The 15525-nt window shown below is 67.7% G+C and carries 13 protein-coding genes; 8 read left to right on the top strand and 5 right to left on the bottom strand.

Annotated features, from left to right (window positions below):
- Positions 1-1917: an FAD-dependent monooxygenase gene (locus tag C8K36_RS18575; protein ID WP_107985991.1), complete on the top strand. Its 1917-nt coding sequence runs from the start codon at positions 1-3 to the stop codon at positions 1915-1917.
- Positions 1910-3133: a CynX/NimT family MFS transporter gene (locus C8K36_RS18570; protein ID WP_107985990.1), complete on the top strand. Its 1224-nt coding sequence runs from the start codon at positions 1910-1912 to the stop codon at positions 3131-3133. Before C8K36_RS18575 ends, C8K36_RS18570 begins: the two co-directional genes overlap by 8 nt.
- Before the next feature lie 15 nt (positions 3134-3148).
- On the opposite strand, the gene C8K36_RS18565 is transcribed toward C8K36_RS18570, so the two are convergent.
- Complete coding sequence (locus C8K36_RS18565) at positions 3149-3862, bottom strand: IclR family transcriptional regulator domain-containing protein (RefSeq protein ID WP_181319634.1); 714 nt, start codon at positions 3860-3862, stop codon at positions 3149-3151.
- Positions 3863-4025: 163 nt separating this feature from the next.
- On the opposite strand from C8K36_RS18565, the gene C8K36_RS18560 reads away from it, so the two are divergent.
- From C8K36_RS18560 to C8K36_RS18535, 6 genes are all read left to right on the top strand, one after another.
- Entirely contained in the window at positions 4026-4475 is a 450-nt protein-coding gene (locus C8K36_RS18560; protein ID WP_107986061.1) for a nuclear transport factor 2 family protein, read from the top strand.
- A 70-nt stretch (positions 4476-4545) separates the two neighbouring features.
- Complete coding sequence (locus C8K36_RS18555) at positions 4546-5382, top strand: SDR family NAD(P)-dependent oxidoreductase (protein ID WP_107986059.1); 837 nt, start codon at positions 4546-4548, stop codon at positions 5380-5382.
- Entirely contained in the window at positions 5375-6187 is an 813-nt protein-coding gene (locus C8K36_RS18550; protein WP_107986060.1) for an SDR family NAD(P)-dependent oxidoreductase, read from the top strand. Before C8K36_RS18555 ends, C8K36_RS18550 begins: the two co-directional genes overlap by 8 nt.
- Positions 6184-7644 (top strand): FAD-dependent oxidoreductase, encoded by a 1461-nt coding sequence (locus C8K36_RS18545; RefSeq protein WP_107985988.1) that lies wholly within the window; start codon positions 6184-6186, stop codon positions 7642-7644. Before C8K36_RS18550 ends, C8K36_RS18545 begins: the two co-directional genes overlap by 4 nt.
- A gap of 42 nt (positions 7645-7686) precedes the next feature.
- Entirely contained in the window at positions 7687-9042 is a 1356-nt protein-coding gene (locus C8K36_RS18540; RefSeq protein ID WP_420910905.1) for an MFS transporter, read from the top strand.
- A gap of 65 nt (positions 9043-9107) precedes the next feature.
- Positions 9108-9596, top strand: a complete 489-nt coding sequence (locus C8K36_RS18535; RefSeq protein WP_107986058.1) for a nuclear transport factor 2 family protein — start codon at positions 9108-9110, stop codon at positions 9594-9596.
- 88 nt (positions 9597-9684) lie between these two features.
- Here the strand turns inward: C8K36_RS18535 and C8K36_RS18530 are convergent, their stop codons facing one another.
- From C8K36_RS18530 to C8K36_RS18515, 4 genes are all read right to left on the bottom strand, one after another.
- Positions 9685-10446 (bottom strand): alpha/beta fold hydrolase, encoded by a 762-nt coding sequence (locus C8K36_RS18530; RefSeq protein ID WP_107985986.1) that lies wholly within the window; start codon positions 10444-10446, stop codon positions 9685-9687.
- A gap of 128 nt (positions 10447-10574) precedes the next feature.
- Positions 10575-11924, bottom strand: a complete 1350-nt coding sequence (locus C8K36_RS18525; protein WP_107985985.1) for an MFS transporter — start codon at positions 11922-11924, stop codon at positions 10575-10577.
- 43 nt (positions 11925-11967) lie between these two features.
- On the bottom strand, positions 11968-14274 hold the full coding sequence (locus tag C8K36_RS18520; protein ID WP_107985984.1) for a cytochrome P450/oxidoreductase: 2307 nt from the start codon (positions 14272-14274) through the stop codon (positions 11968-11970).
- A gap of 331 nt (positions 14275-14605) precedes the next feature.
- The gene (locus C8K36_RS18515) at positions 14606-15289 is read right to left on the bottom strand and encodes an IclR family transcriptional regulator (protein ID WP_181319629.1); all 684 of its coding nucleotides are present in this window, start codon (positions 15287-15289) and stop codon (positions 14606-14608) included.
- Between the last annotated feature and the right edge of the window lie 236 nt (positions 15290-15525).

Genomic DNA, 15525 nt, shown 5'->3' with positions numbered 1-15525 from the left:
ATGTCGACCTACTACCAGCCCAAGAAGTACCCGGCCTCGGCCTTCGATTCGATGGCCGCCACCGCCGAGACGCTGCCCGTGGTCATCGTCGGTGCCGGCCCGGTCGGCATGGCCGTCGCCCTCGGTCTCGCGCAGCGCGGCATCCCCGTCACGATCATCGAGGCCGCCGACCAGGTGTCGTTCGGCAGCCGCGCGATCTGCATCTCCCGCCACAGCCTCGAGGCTGCCGCGCGCCTCGGCTTCGGCGCCGAGCTCGAGAAGATCGTCCTCCCGTGGGTGGGTGGCCGCAGCTTCTACCGCGACCAGCAGGTGCTGCACTTCCAGATGCGCAACGCCGACCACGATGTCCGCCCGCCCATGATCAACGTCTCCCAGTCGGAGTTCGAGCAGATCATGGTCGACACGATCGAGGCGAACCCGCTCATCACGCTGCACTGGTCCGCGAGCATCGCCGGCGTGCTGCGCGCCGACGACGAGGTCACCCTCGAGGTCGACTGCGCCGACGGCAAGCGCCACCTGCGCGCCCGCTGGGTCGTGGCCGCCGATGGTGGCCGCAGCCGCATGCGTGAGCTCGCCGGACTGCGCCTGCAGGGCAACAACTACGACGGCCGCTACGTCATCGCCGACATCCACTGGGAGTCGGAACTGCCGGCCGAGCGCATGGTCTGGTTCGATCCGCCGAGCAACCCGGGCTCGACGATCATCATGCACAAGCAGCCCAAGAACATCTGGCGCATCGACTACCAGCTCGATCCGTCCGAGGACGCGGAGATCGAGACCCAGGAAGACCGCATCCGGGATCGCATCACCAAGCACCTGGAGTGGCTGCAGAACGACCTGCCCTGGACGCTCGAGTGGCACGGCTTCTACAGCGCCCGCGCGCTGGCGCTGCCCGACTTCACGCACGGCCGCCTGCTGTTCGCCGGTGACGCCGCGCACCTGGTGCCGATCTTCGGTGTCCGCGGGCTCAACTCGGGCATGGAAGACGCCGAGACCCTCGCGTGGCAGCTCGCCGCCGTCATCCACGGCAATGCGAGTGCCGAACTGCTGCAGGCATACTCGGTGGAGCGTCACGACGCGTGGCAGCAGAACGTCGCCAACGCCGGCAAGAGCACGCTCATCATGTCGCCCGGCAGCCACGGCTACATGACCACCCGCGACGCGATCCTTGCGCTGTCGGTGACTCGCCCCGAGTTCAGCCACCTCATCAACCCGCGCCAGTCGAGTGCCACCAACGCGCGGATCTCCCCGCTCACGTGGCCGACGCCGGCCGACGTCGAGGGCATCGCGTCGGGCGACCCGGTCGACGACCGTCGCGTCGTGACGGTCGACGGCACCGAGACTTCGCTCAACATGCTGCGCGGCAGCGGCTTCGCGGTGCTCGGCGTGAACGTCGACGCCGCCGCGCTGGCCACCGCGACCGCCACTCTCGCCGGTGCTCTGGCGCCGGAGTCGGTGCGCGCGATCCTGATCGGCAGCGACACCTCCGCCACGTCCGTCGCCGTCGTGCCCGACGCCGACGGTGGTGTCGTCGCGGCGCTCGGCGCGCGTGCCGGCGAGGTGTTCGTGATTCGCCCCGACGGTGTGCTGCTGTGCCGCATCGACAGCGTCGGACGGATCGAGGACGTCGTGCGCCACCTGCGCTTGGGTAACGCCCCGGCCGGTGCGTCGGCCGCGGTGGACAGTGGTCCCGCGATCGACCCGGCCGAACTGCGCCGCGAGAACGTGTGGATGGGCCTGTCCGACGCCCTCGACCAGGTGGCCGAGAACGACCGGGAGGGCTTCCTGGCCCGTCTCGCGCTCGTGCTCGGATCTCAGGTGGGACAGCGCGAGTTCGAGGAGGCCATCGCGGCCGCCACCGACCCGACGCTCACCGTGCCGGCCGACGAAAACGCGGACACCGCCGTCGGTGCCTGAGCAAGTCTCCGAATCCAGCGCCGTCCGGCAGCAGCCGGCGGCGCTGGATTCGTCTTCGTGGGGCGTGGTGACGGTCGCGCTGCTCGCCGGAGTCCTGGCCGCCAGCCAGGTCGGCAAGGTCATCGTCGCGCTGCCGACGGTCCGTGACGACCTCGGCATGAGCCTGACGGCGGCCGGAGTGCTGCTGTCGTCGTACACATTCGTGGGCGCCCTGTTGGGTAGCGTCGCAGGCGGATACGTCGACCGGTGGGGCAGGCGCCGCATGTTGACGTCGGCGCTGCTGGTCCTCGCGGCCGGCGCCGGGCTCGGTGCGCTCGGCCCCGGGATCCCGGTCCTGCTGTTCTCCCGGGTCCTCGAAGGACTCGGTTTCATGGGTGTCGCGGTGTCGGCGCCCGCACTCATCGCGTCCGCGGCCGCCGCGCGTCATCGACGGCTCGCTCTCGGACTGTGGGGCATCTACATGCCGCTCGGTCAATTCGTCGCGATCGTCGCCGGACCGTGGCTCATCTCGGCGATCGGATGGCGCGGCCTGTGGGGCGTCAACGCGGCCGCGCTGGTGGTGTGTGCCGTGCTGGTGCTCGCCGTGGTGCCGGGTCCGACTGCCGGGCCCACGGCTGTGGTCGGTTCGGGTGCGAAACCCACACGCGTGTGGCGCAATTCCGCAGCGCTGCTCATCGCGCTCGCATTCGGCACCTACTCGTTGCAGTACCTCGCGGTGATCGGATTCCTGCCCACGATGTACTCCGCCGGCGGCTGGGCGGACGGCTCGGCGGCCGTGCTGACCGCGCTCGTCGTGCTGGGCAACATCGTCGGCAACATCAACGCCGGACTGCTGCTGCACCGCGGCGTGCGCCCGGGGACACTGATCGCGTTCGCCGCCGTCTCGATGGGTGTGGCCGCGATCCTGATCTATGCGAACTGGGCGCCGTTCGGCCTCTCGTACACTGCGGCAGTGGCTTTCGCGCTGCTCGGCGGTCACCTGCCCGCCGCCGTGTTCGCGGCGGTGCCGGCGGCCGCGGCGGCGCCTGGCGACATCGGACCGGTCAACGGTCTGGTGGTGCAGATGTCGAACGTCGGGTCGATCGTGGGACCGCCCACCGTCGCGTTCGTCGCCACCCAGGCGGGTGGCTGGTCGCTGAGCCCGCTCGTGCTGAGCTCCGCGGCCGTCCTGTGCCTCGTCGCCGGACTCACGTTGCGGGCCCGGGATTCTCGCTGACCCGCATCGCGCCGGTCAGCGGAGCAGCAGCGCTCCGAGTCGTCGGGCAGCGGCCATGACCGCCTCGCCCAGCTTCTGCTCGTCCGACGAGTCGAACACCGAGACACCGATACTGACGAGATCGGCCGGGCGGCGATTCGGCACCGCAGCCGAGATGCCCGTGACCGAGTGAGTCACCTCCCCCGAGGTCACCGCGAACCCGCGCTCGCGGGCGCGGGTGACCTCGGGTCGCTCGCCCTCCTGAGGCGGTAGCGCGGCGAGCATCGCCAGTCCCGCCGAGCCCCGGTTCATCGGATCGACCTGACCGGGATCGAAGCCGACGTGTGCGCGTGAATTGCGCGGCTCGATGACCATGAGCGCGCGGACCGAGTCCTGGCCCTCCCGGACCGCGAGGTGTGCCGTCGCCTCCACGGCGTCTGCCAATTCCTCGAGGATCGGGCGCGCGAGTTCGCGAAGATCCTGCTCCACCGAGCCGGCGAGCGTGACCAGTCCGGCGCCCAGCAGAATGCGCTTGCTCTCGGTTCGCCGGCACAGCCGGTGCGCCTCGAGGGTGCGCACCAGGCGGTCCGCGACCGTGCGGTGCACGCCGATTCCCTCCGCGATCTCGGTGACAGTCAGCCCGTACTTGTGCTGCGTCAGCAACTCGAGGATCTCGAGACCGTTGTGCAGCGTCTTCGACATGCGCGAATCGAGCAGGACGCCACTGGTTCTCCCAGGACTTTCGTTCATCTGATCATCGGAACCGACAGATTCCATGAAGCCCTCCCTTGACGCGTGTGAGGCGAGACACCTAGTCTTCTTCTTAATCGCACTATGCGTTCGATTATCGCACACATGGCGGGGCGGTGCAATCCCGAACGGGGTGCGCCGGAGAGTGACCGAGGAGTTCGTCATGACAGTGATCGAGGCCCGCGCCGACGTCGGCGCAATGGCGTTCGTGGAGATCCACCAGCTGTACGGCCGGCAGAGCCACCTCATCGACGAGGGGCACGCGGTCGAGTGGGCGGCCACCTTCACCGCCGACGGCGAGTTCCACTCGCCCAGCTACCCCGCCCCGGTCGTGGGGACGGCCGCACTCACCGAGTTCGCGGACACGTTCTTCGCGAATGCGTCCGTGGCGGGCGAGGTGCACCGGCACGTCCTCACCAACATTGCCGTCGACCGCGTCGGCGACGACGAACTCGACGTCCACGCCTACCTGCAGATCGTTGCAACCCGCATCGGTGACGAGTCCCGCCTCGTGCGGTTCACCACCGTCGCCGATCGCGTGGTGCGAGTAGGCGGGCAGTGGCGCATCGCGCGCCGCGTCGTCCGCCGCGACGATCAGGGCCCACCGGCCTGATCTCTCGGGCCTCGGCCGACGAGCGTCTCGAATCTTTTGCAGAACATTGTTTTTGGAGGAACACCCGATCATGACCGAAACTGCTGATACTCAGAACCCCGGCCGCACCGACGCGTCGCAGATGAGCGCTCTCTACCCGGAGATGGCCGGCAAGGTCGCCGTCGTCACCGGAGCCGCCCGGGGTATGGGCGCGGCCTTCGCGGCCGGCCTCGCCACCCGCGGCGTCAACGTCGTCGGCGCCGACATCAACGATGAGCAGATGACGGCCACCGCGGACGAGATCAACTCCGCGCTCGCCGCCAACTCCCTCGCAGAGACCCCCGGCCGCGTGGTCGGTGCCCGCATCGACGTCACCAAGGCCGACGAGCACGAGGCCCTCGCGCAGATCGCGCTGAAGGAGTTCGGACGCATCGACTTCTGGATCAACAACGCCGGCATCTTCCCGTTCGCGCTGGTCGAGGAGATCTCGCCGGAGCAGATCGCCGCGGTACTGGACGTCAACGTCCAGGGAGTGCTGTTCGGCGCCCAGGCGGCGGCCCGTCACATGGCGGTCGGCAGCGCGATCGTGAACATGTCGTCGGTCTCGGCGCTGCGTATCCGTCGCGGCCGCGGCGCGTACTGCACGTCCAAGGCGGCCGTCGCGCACCTCACCGAATCGCTCGCGGTCGAGCTGGGCGACAAGGGTATCCGCGTCAACGCGATCGCCCCCGGTTACATCGACACCGAGATGACCCGCTGGGTCCGCGAGGACCCGGCCGCGCTCGAGCATGCACTCGACGTCGTGCCGCTGCACCGACTCGGCTCGACCGAGGAGGTCTTCGGACCGCTGCTGTTCCTGCTCTCGGACAGCGCCCGCTACGTCACCGGTCACTCCATCGCCGTCGACGGTGGGTCGCGCCATGTCTGAGTCGATGGGTCGTTCCGCAGGCTCCGCTCCTGAGACTTTCCCGAACGTCGTCCTCGTCACCGGCGCCGCCGGCGGCATGGGCGCCAACCACGCCAGGGCGCTCGCTGCGCAGGGTGTGCACGTGTGCGTCGCCGACGTCGCGGACACCTCCGCGGTCATGGCCGAGATCGCGGACGCCGGCGGCAGCGCGTCGGCGCACCGACTCGACGTCGCCGACTCGGCCGCGTGGACGAGTGTGATCGACGAGATCCGTTCCACCAAGGGCGAACTCGGAGGACTGGTCAACAACGCCGGCATCAGTCGTCGGCGTGAGTTCATGGACACCCCGGACGACATCTGGGAGCTGACCATGAAGATCAACCTGTTCGGGCCCTTCTACGGGATGAAGGCCGCCGCACCGTTGATGCGGGACAGCGGCGGCGGATCGATCGTGAACATCTCGTCGATCTCCGGTCAGGTCGGGTACTTCTCGCCGGCGTACGCGTCGAGCAAGTGGGGCCTGACCGGGCTGTCGAAGTCGGCGGCCGGACAGTTCGCGCAGTGGGGCATCCGGGTGAACTCCGTGCATCCCGGACTGGTGGGCACCGCTCTCGTCGGGGGAGCGGACGCCTTCGTCAAGGCCTCGCTGGAGAGCATTCCGGCCGGACGCATGGGCACCGTCGACGAGATCACCGACGCGGTGCTGTTCCTGCTGTCCGACCGGTCCACATACATGAACGGCAGCGAGGTGACCGTCGACGGCGGCCTGGTGTCCAACGGCCTGTATCACCGGATCCTCGCCGAAACGGGAGGAGTCCTCTCATGAGTGAAGACAACTGGGACGTCGTCGTGATCGGCGGCGGCGGAGCGGGACTCGCGGCCGCGGTGTCCGCGGCCGAGCTGGGCGCGTCGGTACTGCTGTTCGAGTCGCAGACCGAGCTGGGCGGCTCGACGCAGCTGTCGGCGGGACTGTTCACCGCCGCGGGCACGAGCGTCCAGCGCGGACTCGGCATCGAGGACACCGCCGAGAAGTTCTTCCAGCACTACATGGACCTCAACCACTGGATGCTCAAGCCGGGCCTGGTCCGGGCGTTCTGCGAGAACGCAGGTCCCACGCTCGAGTGGCTCCTCGACCTCGGAGTCGAGATTCCCGCCCGGGAGTCGGCCAACGCACACATGCCAGGTCTGGCCCAGGCGGGTGTCGAGGACGTCTGGCGTGGTCACGTGCCCAAGGACCAGGGCTACGGCCTGGTCCGAGTGCTCGACAAGGCCCGCCGCGAACGAGGCGTCGAGGTGGTCTTGAACACCCGTGTGCAATCGCTGATCGTCGAGGACGGTCGCGTGGCGGGTGTCGTCGCCGACGACATCGAGGTCCGGGCGACGTCGGTGGTGATCGCCAGCGGCGGGTTTGCGCAGAACAAAGATTTGGTCGATCGGCTGTATCCGTTCGCGAACCGGGGCGGGGATTCCCTCTTCGTCGTGGCCGCTCCGGGTAGTCAGGGCGATCACCTGACCTTCGGTGAACAGGTCGACGCGTCCGTCGCGGGCGAGGGCTGGGGTCTGATGCTCCCGACGGTCTACTTCCAGCGCTACCACCACTGGCAGTCCGGTTTCCCGCCCAAGTCGCGGATCTACGTCAACGGTCACGGGCGTCGGTTCATGGACGAGGACGCGTCGTACGCGGTCTCGACCGGCATCATCGACGCGCAGCAGGGTGGCGCCTGGGTCGTGTTCGACGACAGGGCTAGACTGAATCTGCCTGCGGGCTATACTGATTGGGCTCCGGAGCGGGTTCTCGACGAGGCCGAGTCCGGACGTACTCTCCGAGCGGACTCGCTCGTGGACCTTGCCGCCGGAATGGGCGTGCCCGCCGATGCGCTCGAGGCGGCCGTCGCGCGGTGGAACGATCAACTCCCCAACGGTGTCGACGACGATTTCCTGCGTCATCGCACCCTCTCGAACAAGGGATCGACCGCCGACCCGGACCCGATCGACCAGGGCCCGTTCTACGCTGCCCGGTTGCTGCCTGCCGAACTCGTGTGCACACACGCGGGCGTCGAGATCGACAGCAACGCATCCGTACTGGACCGGACCGGACGTCCGGTCGACGGACTCTTCGCGGCCGGCGAGGCCGGAGCCGGAATCCTCGGCCTCCGGTACGTGGGCGGCGGCAACGCCGTGGCGAACGCCCTCACGATGGGCCGGATCGCCGGACTTGGCGCCGCGCGCACCGCACGCGGCGAGTCGATGACCTCGACGGCACTGACAACTGCAGGAATCTGACACCGAGCGTGTTGCGTACCAGACACTTACAAAGGACCATCCATGGCAACGAACGACATTGTGGAGCCCGCGGTTCGTAACCCCGGGCCCACCCGAGGACCGGATTCCGTGCAGACCCAGGACCAGCCGAAGCAATCCACCGTCAAGGTGGTGCGTGCGGCCATCGTGGGCACCGTCGTCGAGTACTACGACTTCGGTATCTACGGCTACATGGCGACCATCATCGCGTCGCTGTTCTTCGTCTCGGAGAACGACACCGCCGCGCTGCTCGGCACGTTCGCGACGTTCGCCGTCGCGTTCTTCCTGCGGGTGCCCGGTGGCATCTTCTTCGGCCACATCGGTGACAAGTACGGCCGCAAGAACGCGCTGTCGTGGACGATCCTGCTGATGGTGATCGCGACGGCGGCGATGGGCATGATGCCTACCTACGTCACGCTCGGTGTGTGGGCGACGGCGATCCTGGTGCTGGCCCGCTGCCTGCAGGGCTTCGCGGCCGGCGGCGAGCTGGGTGGCGCCAATGCGTTCGTGTCGGAGTCCGCTCCGGCCAAGTGGCGCGCGTTCCAGACCTCGATGGTCAACTCCGGCACCTACATCGGCTCGCTGGTCGCGTCGCTGACCGCACTGGCGCTGACCTCGGTCTTCACGCACGACCAGATCATGTCGTGGGCGTGGCGCATTCCGTTCCTCCTCAGTGTCGTCATCGGTGTCGTGGGCATCTGGATCCGGAACCACATGGAGGACACCCCGCAGTTCAAGGAACTCGAGGACAAGGGTGAGACCGCGAAGGTGCCCGTCAAGGAACTGCTCTCCAGTTCCGGACCCGCGCTCGTGAAGATCATCTTCCTCGGTGCGCTCATCACCGGTGGCTACTACATCGCCTCGGTGTACGCGGCGACGTACCTGCAGAAGGCCGGCGGGCAATCGTCGACCGTCGCGTTCCTGTCCACGTCGCTGGCGCTGGTCCTCGGTGTCATCACGCTGCCCGTTGCGGGCTACCTGGCGGACAAGTACGGCCGCAAGCCCGTGCTGTTCACCGGCACCGTCGCCGCAGTGGTGCTGGGCGTCCCGATGTTCATGCTCATGGCCGGCGGCAGTATCTGGCAGGCGGTCCTCGGTCAGTCGGTCCTGTTCATCGCAGTGTCGGTGGTCAACGGCGCGTCGTACGTGACATATGTGGAGATGCTCAAGGCATCGGTCCGCTACAGCGGTCTCGCCCTGGGCAACAACATCACCAACATGGCGCTCGGTGGCACGGCCCCGTTCATCGCGACATGGCTGATCGACGTCACCGGCAACAACCTCGCGCCGGCGTTCTACTTCGTTTTCTGTGCGCTGCTCACCCTCGGAGCGATCTTCTTCGTCAAGGAGACCAAGGGCATCGAACTGCGCGCCGACTAGCCCGGCCCGACACGGCCCTGCCGGTGGCGACGCCGGCAGGGCCCTTCGTTCGACAGGAGATGCACGTGTCGCTCATCGACAAGCAGGAGATCGCCGAGGTCCTGTACCGCTACGCGCGGGCGGTGGACCGCAAGGACTTCGACCGTGTCGCCGACTGCTACTTCCCCGACGCGATCGACAACCACGGCGGCTACATCGGCACCGTGGACGGCCTCGTCGAGGACATGAAGTCCCGGCACGCGACCATCGACTCGTCGCTGCACTACATCACGAACGTGCTGATCGACCTCGACGACGACGCGGCCGACGTCGAGTCGTACTGCCTCTGCTACCTGCGGCAGGCGCCCGCGGTCCCGGGTGGCCCGCAGTCACGCGCCACCGTCAAATGCCGTTACGTCGACCGCTTCGAGCGGCGCGACGGCGAGTGGCGCATCGCCGATCGGATCGTCGTGTTCGACGAGTCCGTGACCGACGAGATCGTGGACGCCCTGTCCCCCTCCTGGGTTCGATCTCGCCGCTCCTTCGAGGATCCGGTATTCACCGGAAAGCCCTGACCGGCAACGCTTCCGGGTTCGCGAAGACGGCAGCGCCGGCGCCCCGCCTGTGGGGGTGCCGGCGCTGTCGGTGTCAGCAGGGTCCAGTTCACTTCAGCTCGGAGAGCACGGCTTCCATGCTGGTGATCATTGCGACCGGAGCCTCGAACATCGCGTAGTGCCCGGCGTTCGCGAGGACGTCCAGCTGGCACTGCGGCAGCTGCTCCATCCACGTCGCCTTCATGGTCTCGGCGCCCAGCGCGGGATCGTGCTCGCCGACGATGGCCTTGACCGGGATCGACGTCTGCGGCAGCGCGTCGACGAAATCGGCCCCGCCCCACGAGCGCAGGTACGCGCCGAACGCGGGACGCGTCGTGTGGTCCACCGAGAACTGCGTCATCTGCTTCAGCCACGTCGCCGACTGGCGGTTGCCGGTCGTGAAGTCGAGGATCGCGTAGCGGTTGCCGTCCTCGTTCTCGGCGCCGGTGAACAGCGCATCGCTGTCGGCGTCGAACGGGACACCCGACGCGGGCACCGGGCTGATGCCGATCACCGCGGTGATCCGCTCCGGGGCGTCGGCCAGGACGCGCAGCGCCGCGGCGCCACCCATCGAATGACCGACCAGGGCGAAGCGGTCCCAGCCGAGCTCGTCGGCGAGAGCGAGGGTGTCCGCCGAGATCTCCTCGAGCGTGTACTCGCCGGCCTCGTCCTTGCGGGCGCCGTAGCCGCGGTAGTCGATGAGCGCGTACGTGTAGGCGTCGGCGTCGACGAGCTCGGGCAGCATGCCCCAGCCCTCGGACGTGCCGAACCAGCCGTGCAGCGCGATCACCTTGACCGGGCCGTGTCCGACGAGCTTGTGAGCGATGGTCATTCGAAGTCTCCTGTCTGTAACTGCTGCCGTCGAGTATGCCCAACGAGACGGGCCCCGGCCCGATCCCACGCGGGGGAGCGAACCGGGGCCCGGTCGTCAGGCCGGATCAGCCGAACCGGCGGTCTCGATCACGCGACCGCATCGAGGTCCACGCCCTTGGTCTCCCGGCTCAGGGACAGCGCGATCACCGTGATCGCCATCGTCACCACCAGGTAGCCGACGACCATGCCGACACCGAAGTTCTCGATCAGCCACACTGCGATGAACGGAGCCGGGGCGCCGGCGATGATCGACGAGCCCTGGAACACCAGCGACGAACCGGCGTAGCGGTAGCGGGTGGGGAACAGTTCGGTGATCCACGCGGCCTCCGGGCCGGCGAGCATGCCGTGGAAGAACGCGCCCACGCACACGCCGAGCCACAGCATCGGCAGGCTTTCCATCTGGACCAGCCAGAAGAACACCGGCGCCCACACCACGAGGACGATCGCGGGCACCAGCATGGCCTTCTTGCGGCCGATGCGGTCCGACCATGCGCCGCCGCCGATCATGCCGACGAATTGGAACAGCGACGCGAACGTCACGGCCAGGATGATGTCGCCGCGGTGGAAGTCGAAGTACGTGGTGGCGTATGCGATGACGAAGACCGTGTACACGTAGAACGCGATGTTCTCACCGAGGCGCATGCCCAGGCCCACCAGGACGGCGCGCGGGCGGGACAGGGCCTCGAGGATCGACGAACGCTCCTGTGTCGCCGGAGTCTTCGCGGCCTGTTCCTGCGCGGCCTTGAAGACGGGGGACTCCTCGACTCCGCGACGCACCCAGAAGCCGACGATCAGCAGCGGGATCGCGAACAGGAAGGCGACACGCCAGCCCCACTGGTCGAACGCGTCGTCGGTCAGGAAGACGCCGAGAACCGAGACGATCACGGTCGCCAGGACGGTGCCCATCGGCGCACCGGCCTGCGGCCACGACGCCCAGAAGCCGCGCTTCTTCGGCTCACCGTACTCGCTGACCAGCAGCACCGCGGCGCCGAATTCGCCACCGAGCGCGAAGCCCTGGATCATGCGCAGCACCACCAGCAAGACCGTCGCCCAGATGCCGATCTGGTCGTACGTCGGCAGCAGGCCGATCGCCGCGGTCGCGGTACCCAGCATGATGAAGGTGGCAACCAGCATCGGCTTGCGGCCGAACTTGTCACCGAGGTGACCGAACACGATGCCGCCCAACGGGCGAGCGACGAAGCCGAGACCCTGTGTGGCCAGCGCCAGCAGCAGCTTCGTGACGCCGCTCTCGCCCGGGAAGAACAGCGGGCCCAGGACGGTCGCGGCGAGGATGCCGTAGATCGCGAAGTCGTACCACTCGAGGACGGCACCGGCCATGCTGCCGGTCAGGACGCGCTTGAAGCTCGACCGGGGTGGCTGGTCGGTCGTGGGCGAGCCCGGAGACGCGGCGGCCCCGGTGACGGTCGGAGATCCCATGACGGATCCTTTCGGGTGCTGAGGAGATTCTGGGGGAGGTGGGTCAGAGCGCGAGGGTGATCTTCTTGCCGCACGCGCGCGAGCAGCAGGTCATCATCGACTTGTTCTGAGCCCGTTCGGTTTTGGTGAGCACCATGTCGCGGTGATCCACCTCGCCGTCGAGGACGGGGGCTTCGCACGATCCGCACAGCCCCTCCTCGCAATCGCTCTGGATATCGATGTTCGACGCGCGCAGGGCATCGAGCACCGTCTGGTCGGCCGCCACCTGGATGGTCAGCCCGGAGTCGCGCAGTTCGACCTCGAACGCGTGCTCGTCGGCCGGATCGAGGGTCGCCAGGTTCGACGTGAAGTGCTCGACGTGGAGGGAGTCCTCCGGCCAGTGCGCGGTGGCCTCGTCGAGTGCGGTGAGTAGACGCTCCGGCCCGCACGAGTAGATCTGGGTGCCCTCGGTCGGCGTCGCGAGCAGTGCCGGGATGTCGAGACGGTTGCCGGTGGCGCTCGAATGGATCTCGACCCTGTCGCCGTGGTCGGCAGTGAGCCGGTCGAGCAGCGCCATGGTCGCGACATCGCGTCCGCAGTAATGGATCTCGTAGTCCTTGCCGGCGGCCTTGGCATGATCGGCCATCGCGATGACCGGAGTGATGCCGATGCCGCCCGCCACGAAGATGTAGCGCCCGGCATCCGGGTCGAGCTTGAAGTGGTTGCGCGGACCACGCATCTTCAGTGTGTCGCCGGTCTGCAGCGTGTGGTGCACATAGCGCGACCCACCGCGGCTCTCAGGCTCGTCGAACACCGCGATCTCGTAGTGCGACAGGTCGTTCGGGTCGCTGCACAGCGAGTACTGCCGAGACAAGTCGCCGAGTTCGACGTCGATGTGTGAGCCGGGGGTCCACTTGGGTAGCGGCTTGCCCGACGGATCGGACAGCGTCAGACGCACGACGCCGTCGGCGGCCGTGGTGATGGCGTCGACCGAGACGGTGCGCGAGATATTGGTCTTGGACGGCTCACCGATCTTGACCGGCTGGCGGTCGTCGAGGATCGACGGGTCGGCGCGCTCCGGGTTCTTCGTCGGATCCCACTGCACCAGAACGTGGTCCGGTCCACGGAACGACGTGTTGGGTAGGTAGGTGAACTTCTGGTCCGGGACCAACTCCATGTGCGGGAGGCGCTTGGTGAACTCCTCGAGGAAGATCTGCATCTCCATGCGGGCCAGGTTCTTGCCCATGCACTGGTGGCTGCCGTAGCCGAACGTGAGGTGGTCGCTCGAGTTCTCGCGTCGGATGTCGAAGTCGTCGGCGTTGTCGAAGTGGCGCTCGTCGTGGTTCGCGGACGACGTGACGATCAGCAGCTTCGATCCCTCGGGGATGTCGATACCGTCGATGGTGGTGTCGGCGGTGACCAGGCGGCGCCACGCGGCGACCGAACCGGAGTGGCGCAGGCACTCCTCCACGGCGTTGGGGATCAGGCTCGGGTCGGCGCAGATCTCCTCCCACACGCTGCGGTTCTCGAGCAGCAAACGGAAGGCGTTGGCCGAGGCGTTGGCCGTGGTCTCGTGTGCTGCAACGATTCCCGCCATCATCATCGAGTGCAGGTACGAGTCGGTGACGACGTCGGGCTGCTCCTGCTGGACGCGGATACCGAAGGGCATCCAGCCGTGGCCGGACGGATCCTTGCGCATCTTGTCGAGCACCTTGCCGGCGTACTGCCAGAACTTGCCGACGGCCTCGGCGACCGCGACCTGCTCCTCGACCGCGGGCCGACCCCAGGTATTGACGGTGTGGGCGATCGAGTAGCTGCGCAGCTCGTCCATGTCCTCCTCGGGCACGCCGAGGAAGTGCAGAGCGACGGTGAGCGGGACTTCCCACAGCATCTCGTCGACGAGGTCGGCCCGGCCGGTTTCGACGAAGCGGTCGACGTATTCGCGGGTGAGGCGGCGAACCATCGGCTCGTGGTGGACCAGTTCCTTGGGGGTGAACGGGTCCATCAGCACGCGGCGGCGCGGCATGTGCGCGGGTTCGTCCTCGTTCACCATGGTGCGCGCCATCGCGTAGTCGTACTTCGCGAGCGTCGCGGTCGCCTCGTCGGAGACCGGGGTGATCTTCTCGAGGGCGATCGACGGCGAGAACAGGATGTTGTCGCGGAAAACGGCCTTGACGTCCTCGTACCGGGTGACCACCCAGTAGCCGAGTTCCGGGCTGAAGAACACCGGTTCCTCGTCGCGCGACCAGCGCAGCGATGCGGCGGGGTCCACCTGGTACGGCCCGGTGAAGGGATCGAAGGCGGCAGCATTCGCGGAAACCGGGCAGCCCGTGCTCTGCAGGGCTTTGTGGTCGATCGGACACGCGCTCATGACTTGAATCTCCGTTTGTCTGAAACTCGCTCGAACTGCGAAGTTACCAATAACGCACAACTTGTAGCGTTGAGCGAACTGCGCATAGAGTAAGTGCGGTCACATTCGAGGTCAAGTGCGACCTGATAACCACGCAGCTGGTTTGTTATCGGGAGCGGGGAAATGCTCGAAGTCGTGTGCGGGCAGCGTGATTCGCGCGCCCCACCGCCCGTCGCGTTTTGCGCACTCAGCGCTGATTCAGCACGCCGTTTGCCGCGAAAAGTGCGCAAAACGCGAAAAACGGCACCCGCAGGATGCGGGTGCCGTCAGGCGGGTGCCGGCGAGGTGATCGTCAGTTGGTGATGAGTCGTTCGATGTGGCGGGCGCTTCGCTGGACCGCGTCGGCCGCGCGCGCGGTGTCGAGGCCGTCGATCGCGACGACGCCGACGCTGCGCTCGAGCCCGGTCGTGGCGCCGACCCCGGCGGGCAGGCGGATACCTGCCGCGACGCCGACGGCGCCGTGTTCGAGTTGACCGCGGGTGAGGCTGTATCCGTCGACTCGGGCCTGGCGGACCTCGTCGGAGTCGCTCGGCTTCTCGGGGCGAATCGCGAGGATGGCGATGCCGGCCGCGCCGCGGTCGAGGGGGTGGCTGCTGCCGACGCGGTAGCTGACGCGCAGGAGGGTCTGCTCCGGTTCGGCCACCATGATCACGACGCAGTTCTGCCCCTGGGCCACCGAGATGAACGCCGTCGCGCGGGTCTCGTCGGCGAGCGTGTGGAGGATCGGCTGGACGTCGCCCGCGAACTGCGGTTCGAACCGGGAGGCGAGGACGGCGGCGCTCACACCGAGGCGGATTCTGCCGTCGGTCGCGCGGGCAATCAGTCCGTGCGCCTCGAGCGTGGCGACGATCCGATAGCAGATGGCGCGGTGCACATCGAGTTCTCGGGCGAGGTCGGCCACCGAGATACCGGCGGAGGACTGGGCGACGATGTCGAGCGCTCGCAGCCCACGATCGAGGGTCTGCAGTGTGCTCATGCTCATCCTGTTCAGGGGGTCGTCGCGTCCAGTCCGGGGCGCTGTGTCGCTGGTCTGGGTCCTTTGTACAGCCTTTGGGTCGCGTATGGACACCTCATGGGCGCGCAGGGTCGAACGTTGGGGTCGAACGTCCCTCGGGGTTCCGGCCGGCGGTAAGTCAGATGTCCGATATTAGTTAATAGATATACTAATTTGGTGAGGTTTGGACGACGTTTCGAGTGGCGCGAGGCTCTGCG

Source organism: Rhodococcus sp. OK519 (assembly GCF_003051005.1).
Lineage (GTDB): Bacteria > Actinomycetota > Actinomycetes > Mycobacteriales > Mycobacteriaceae > Prescottella.
The sequence above is the reverse complement of the archived record's forward strand: the minus strand, read 5'-3'. Positions and strand labels throughout refer to the sequence as shown.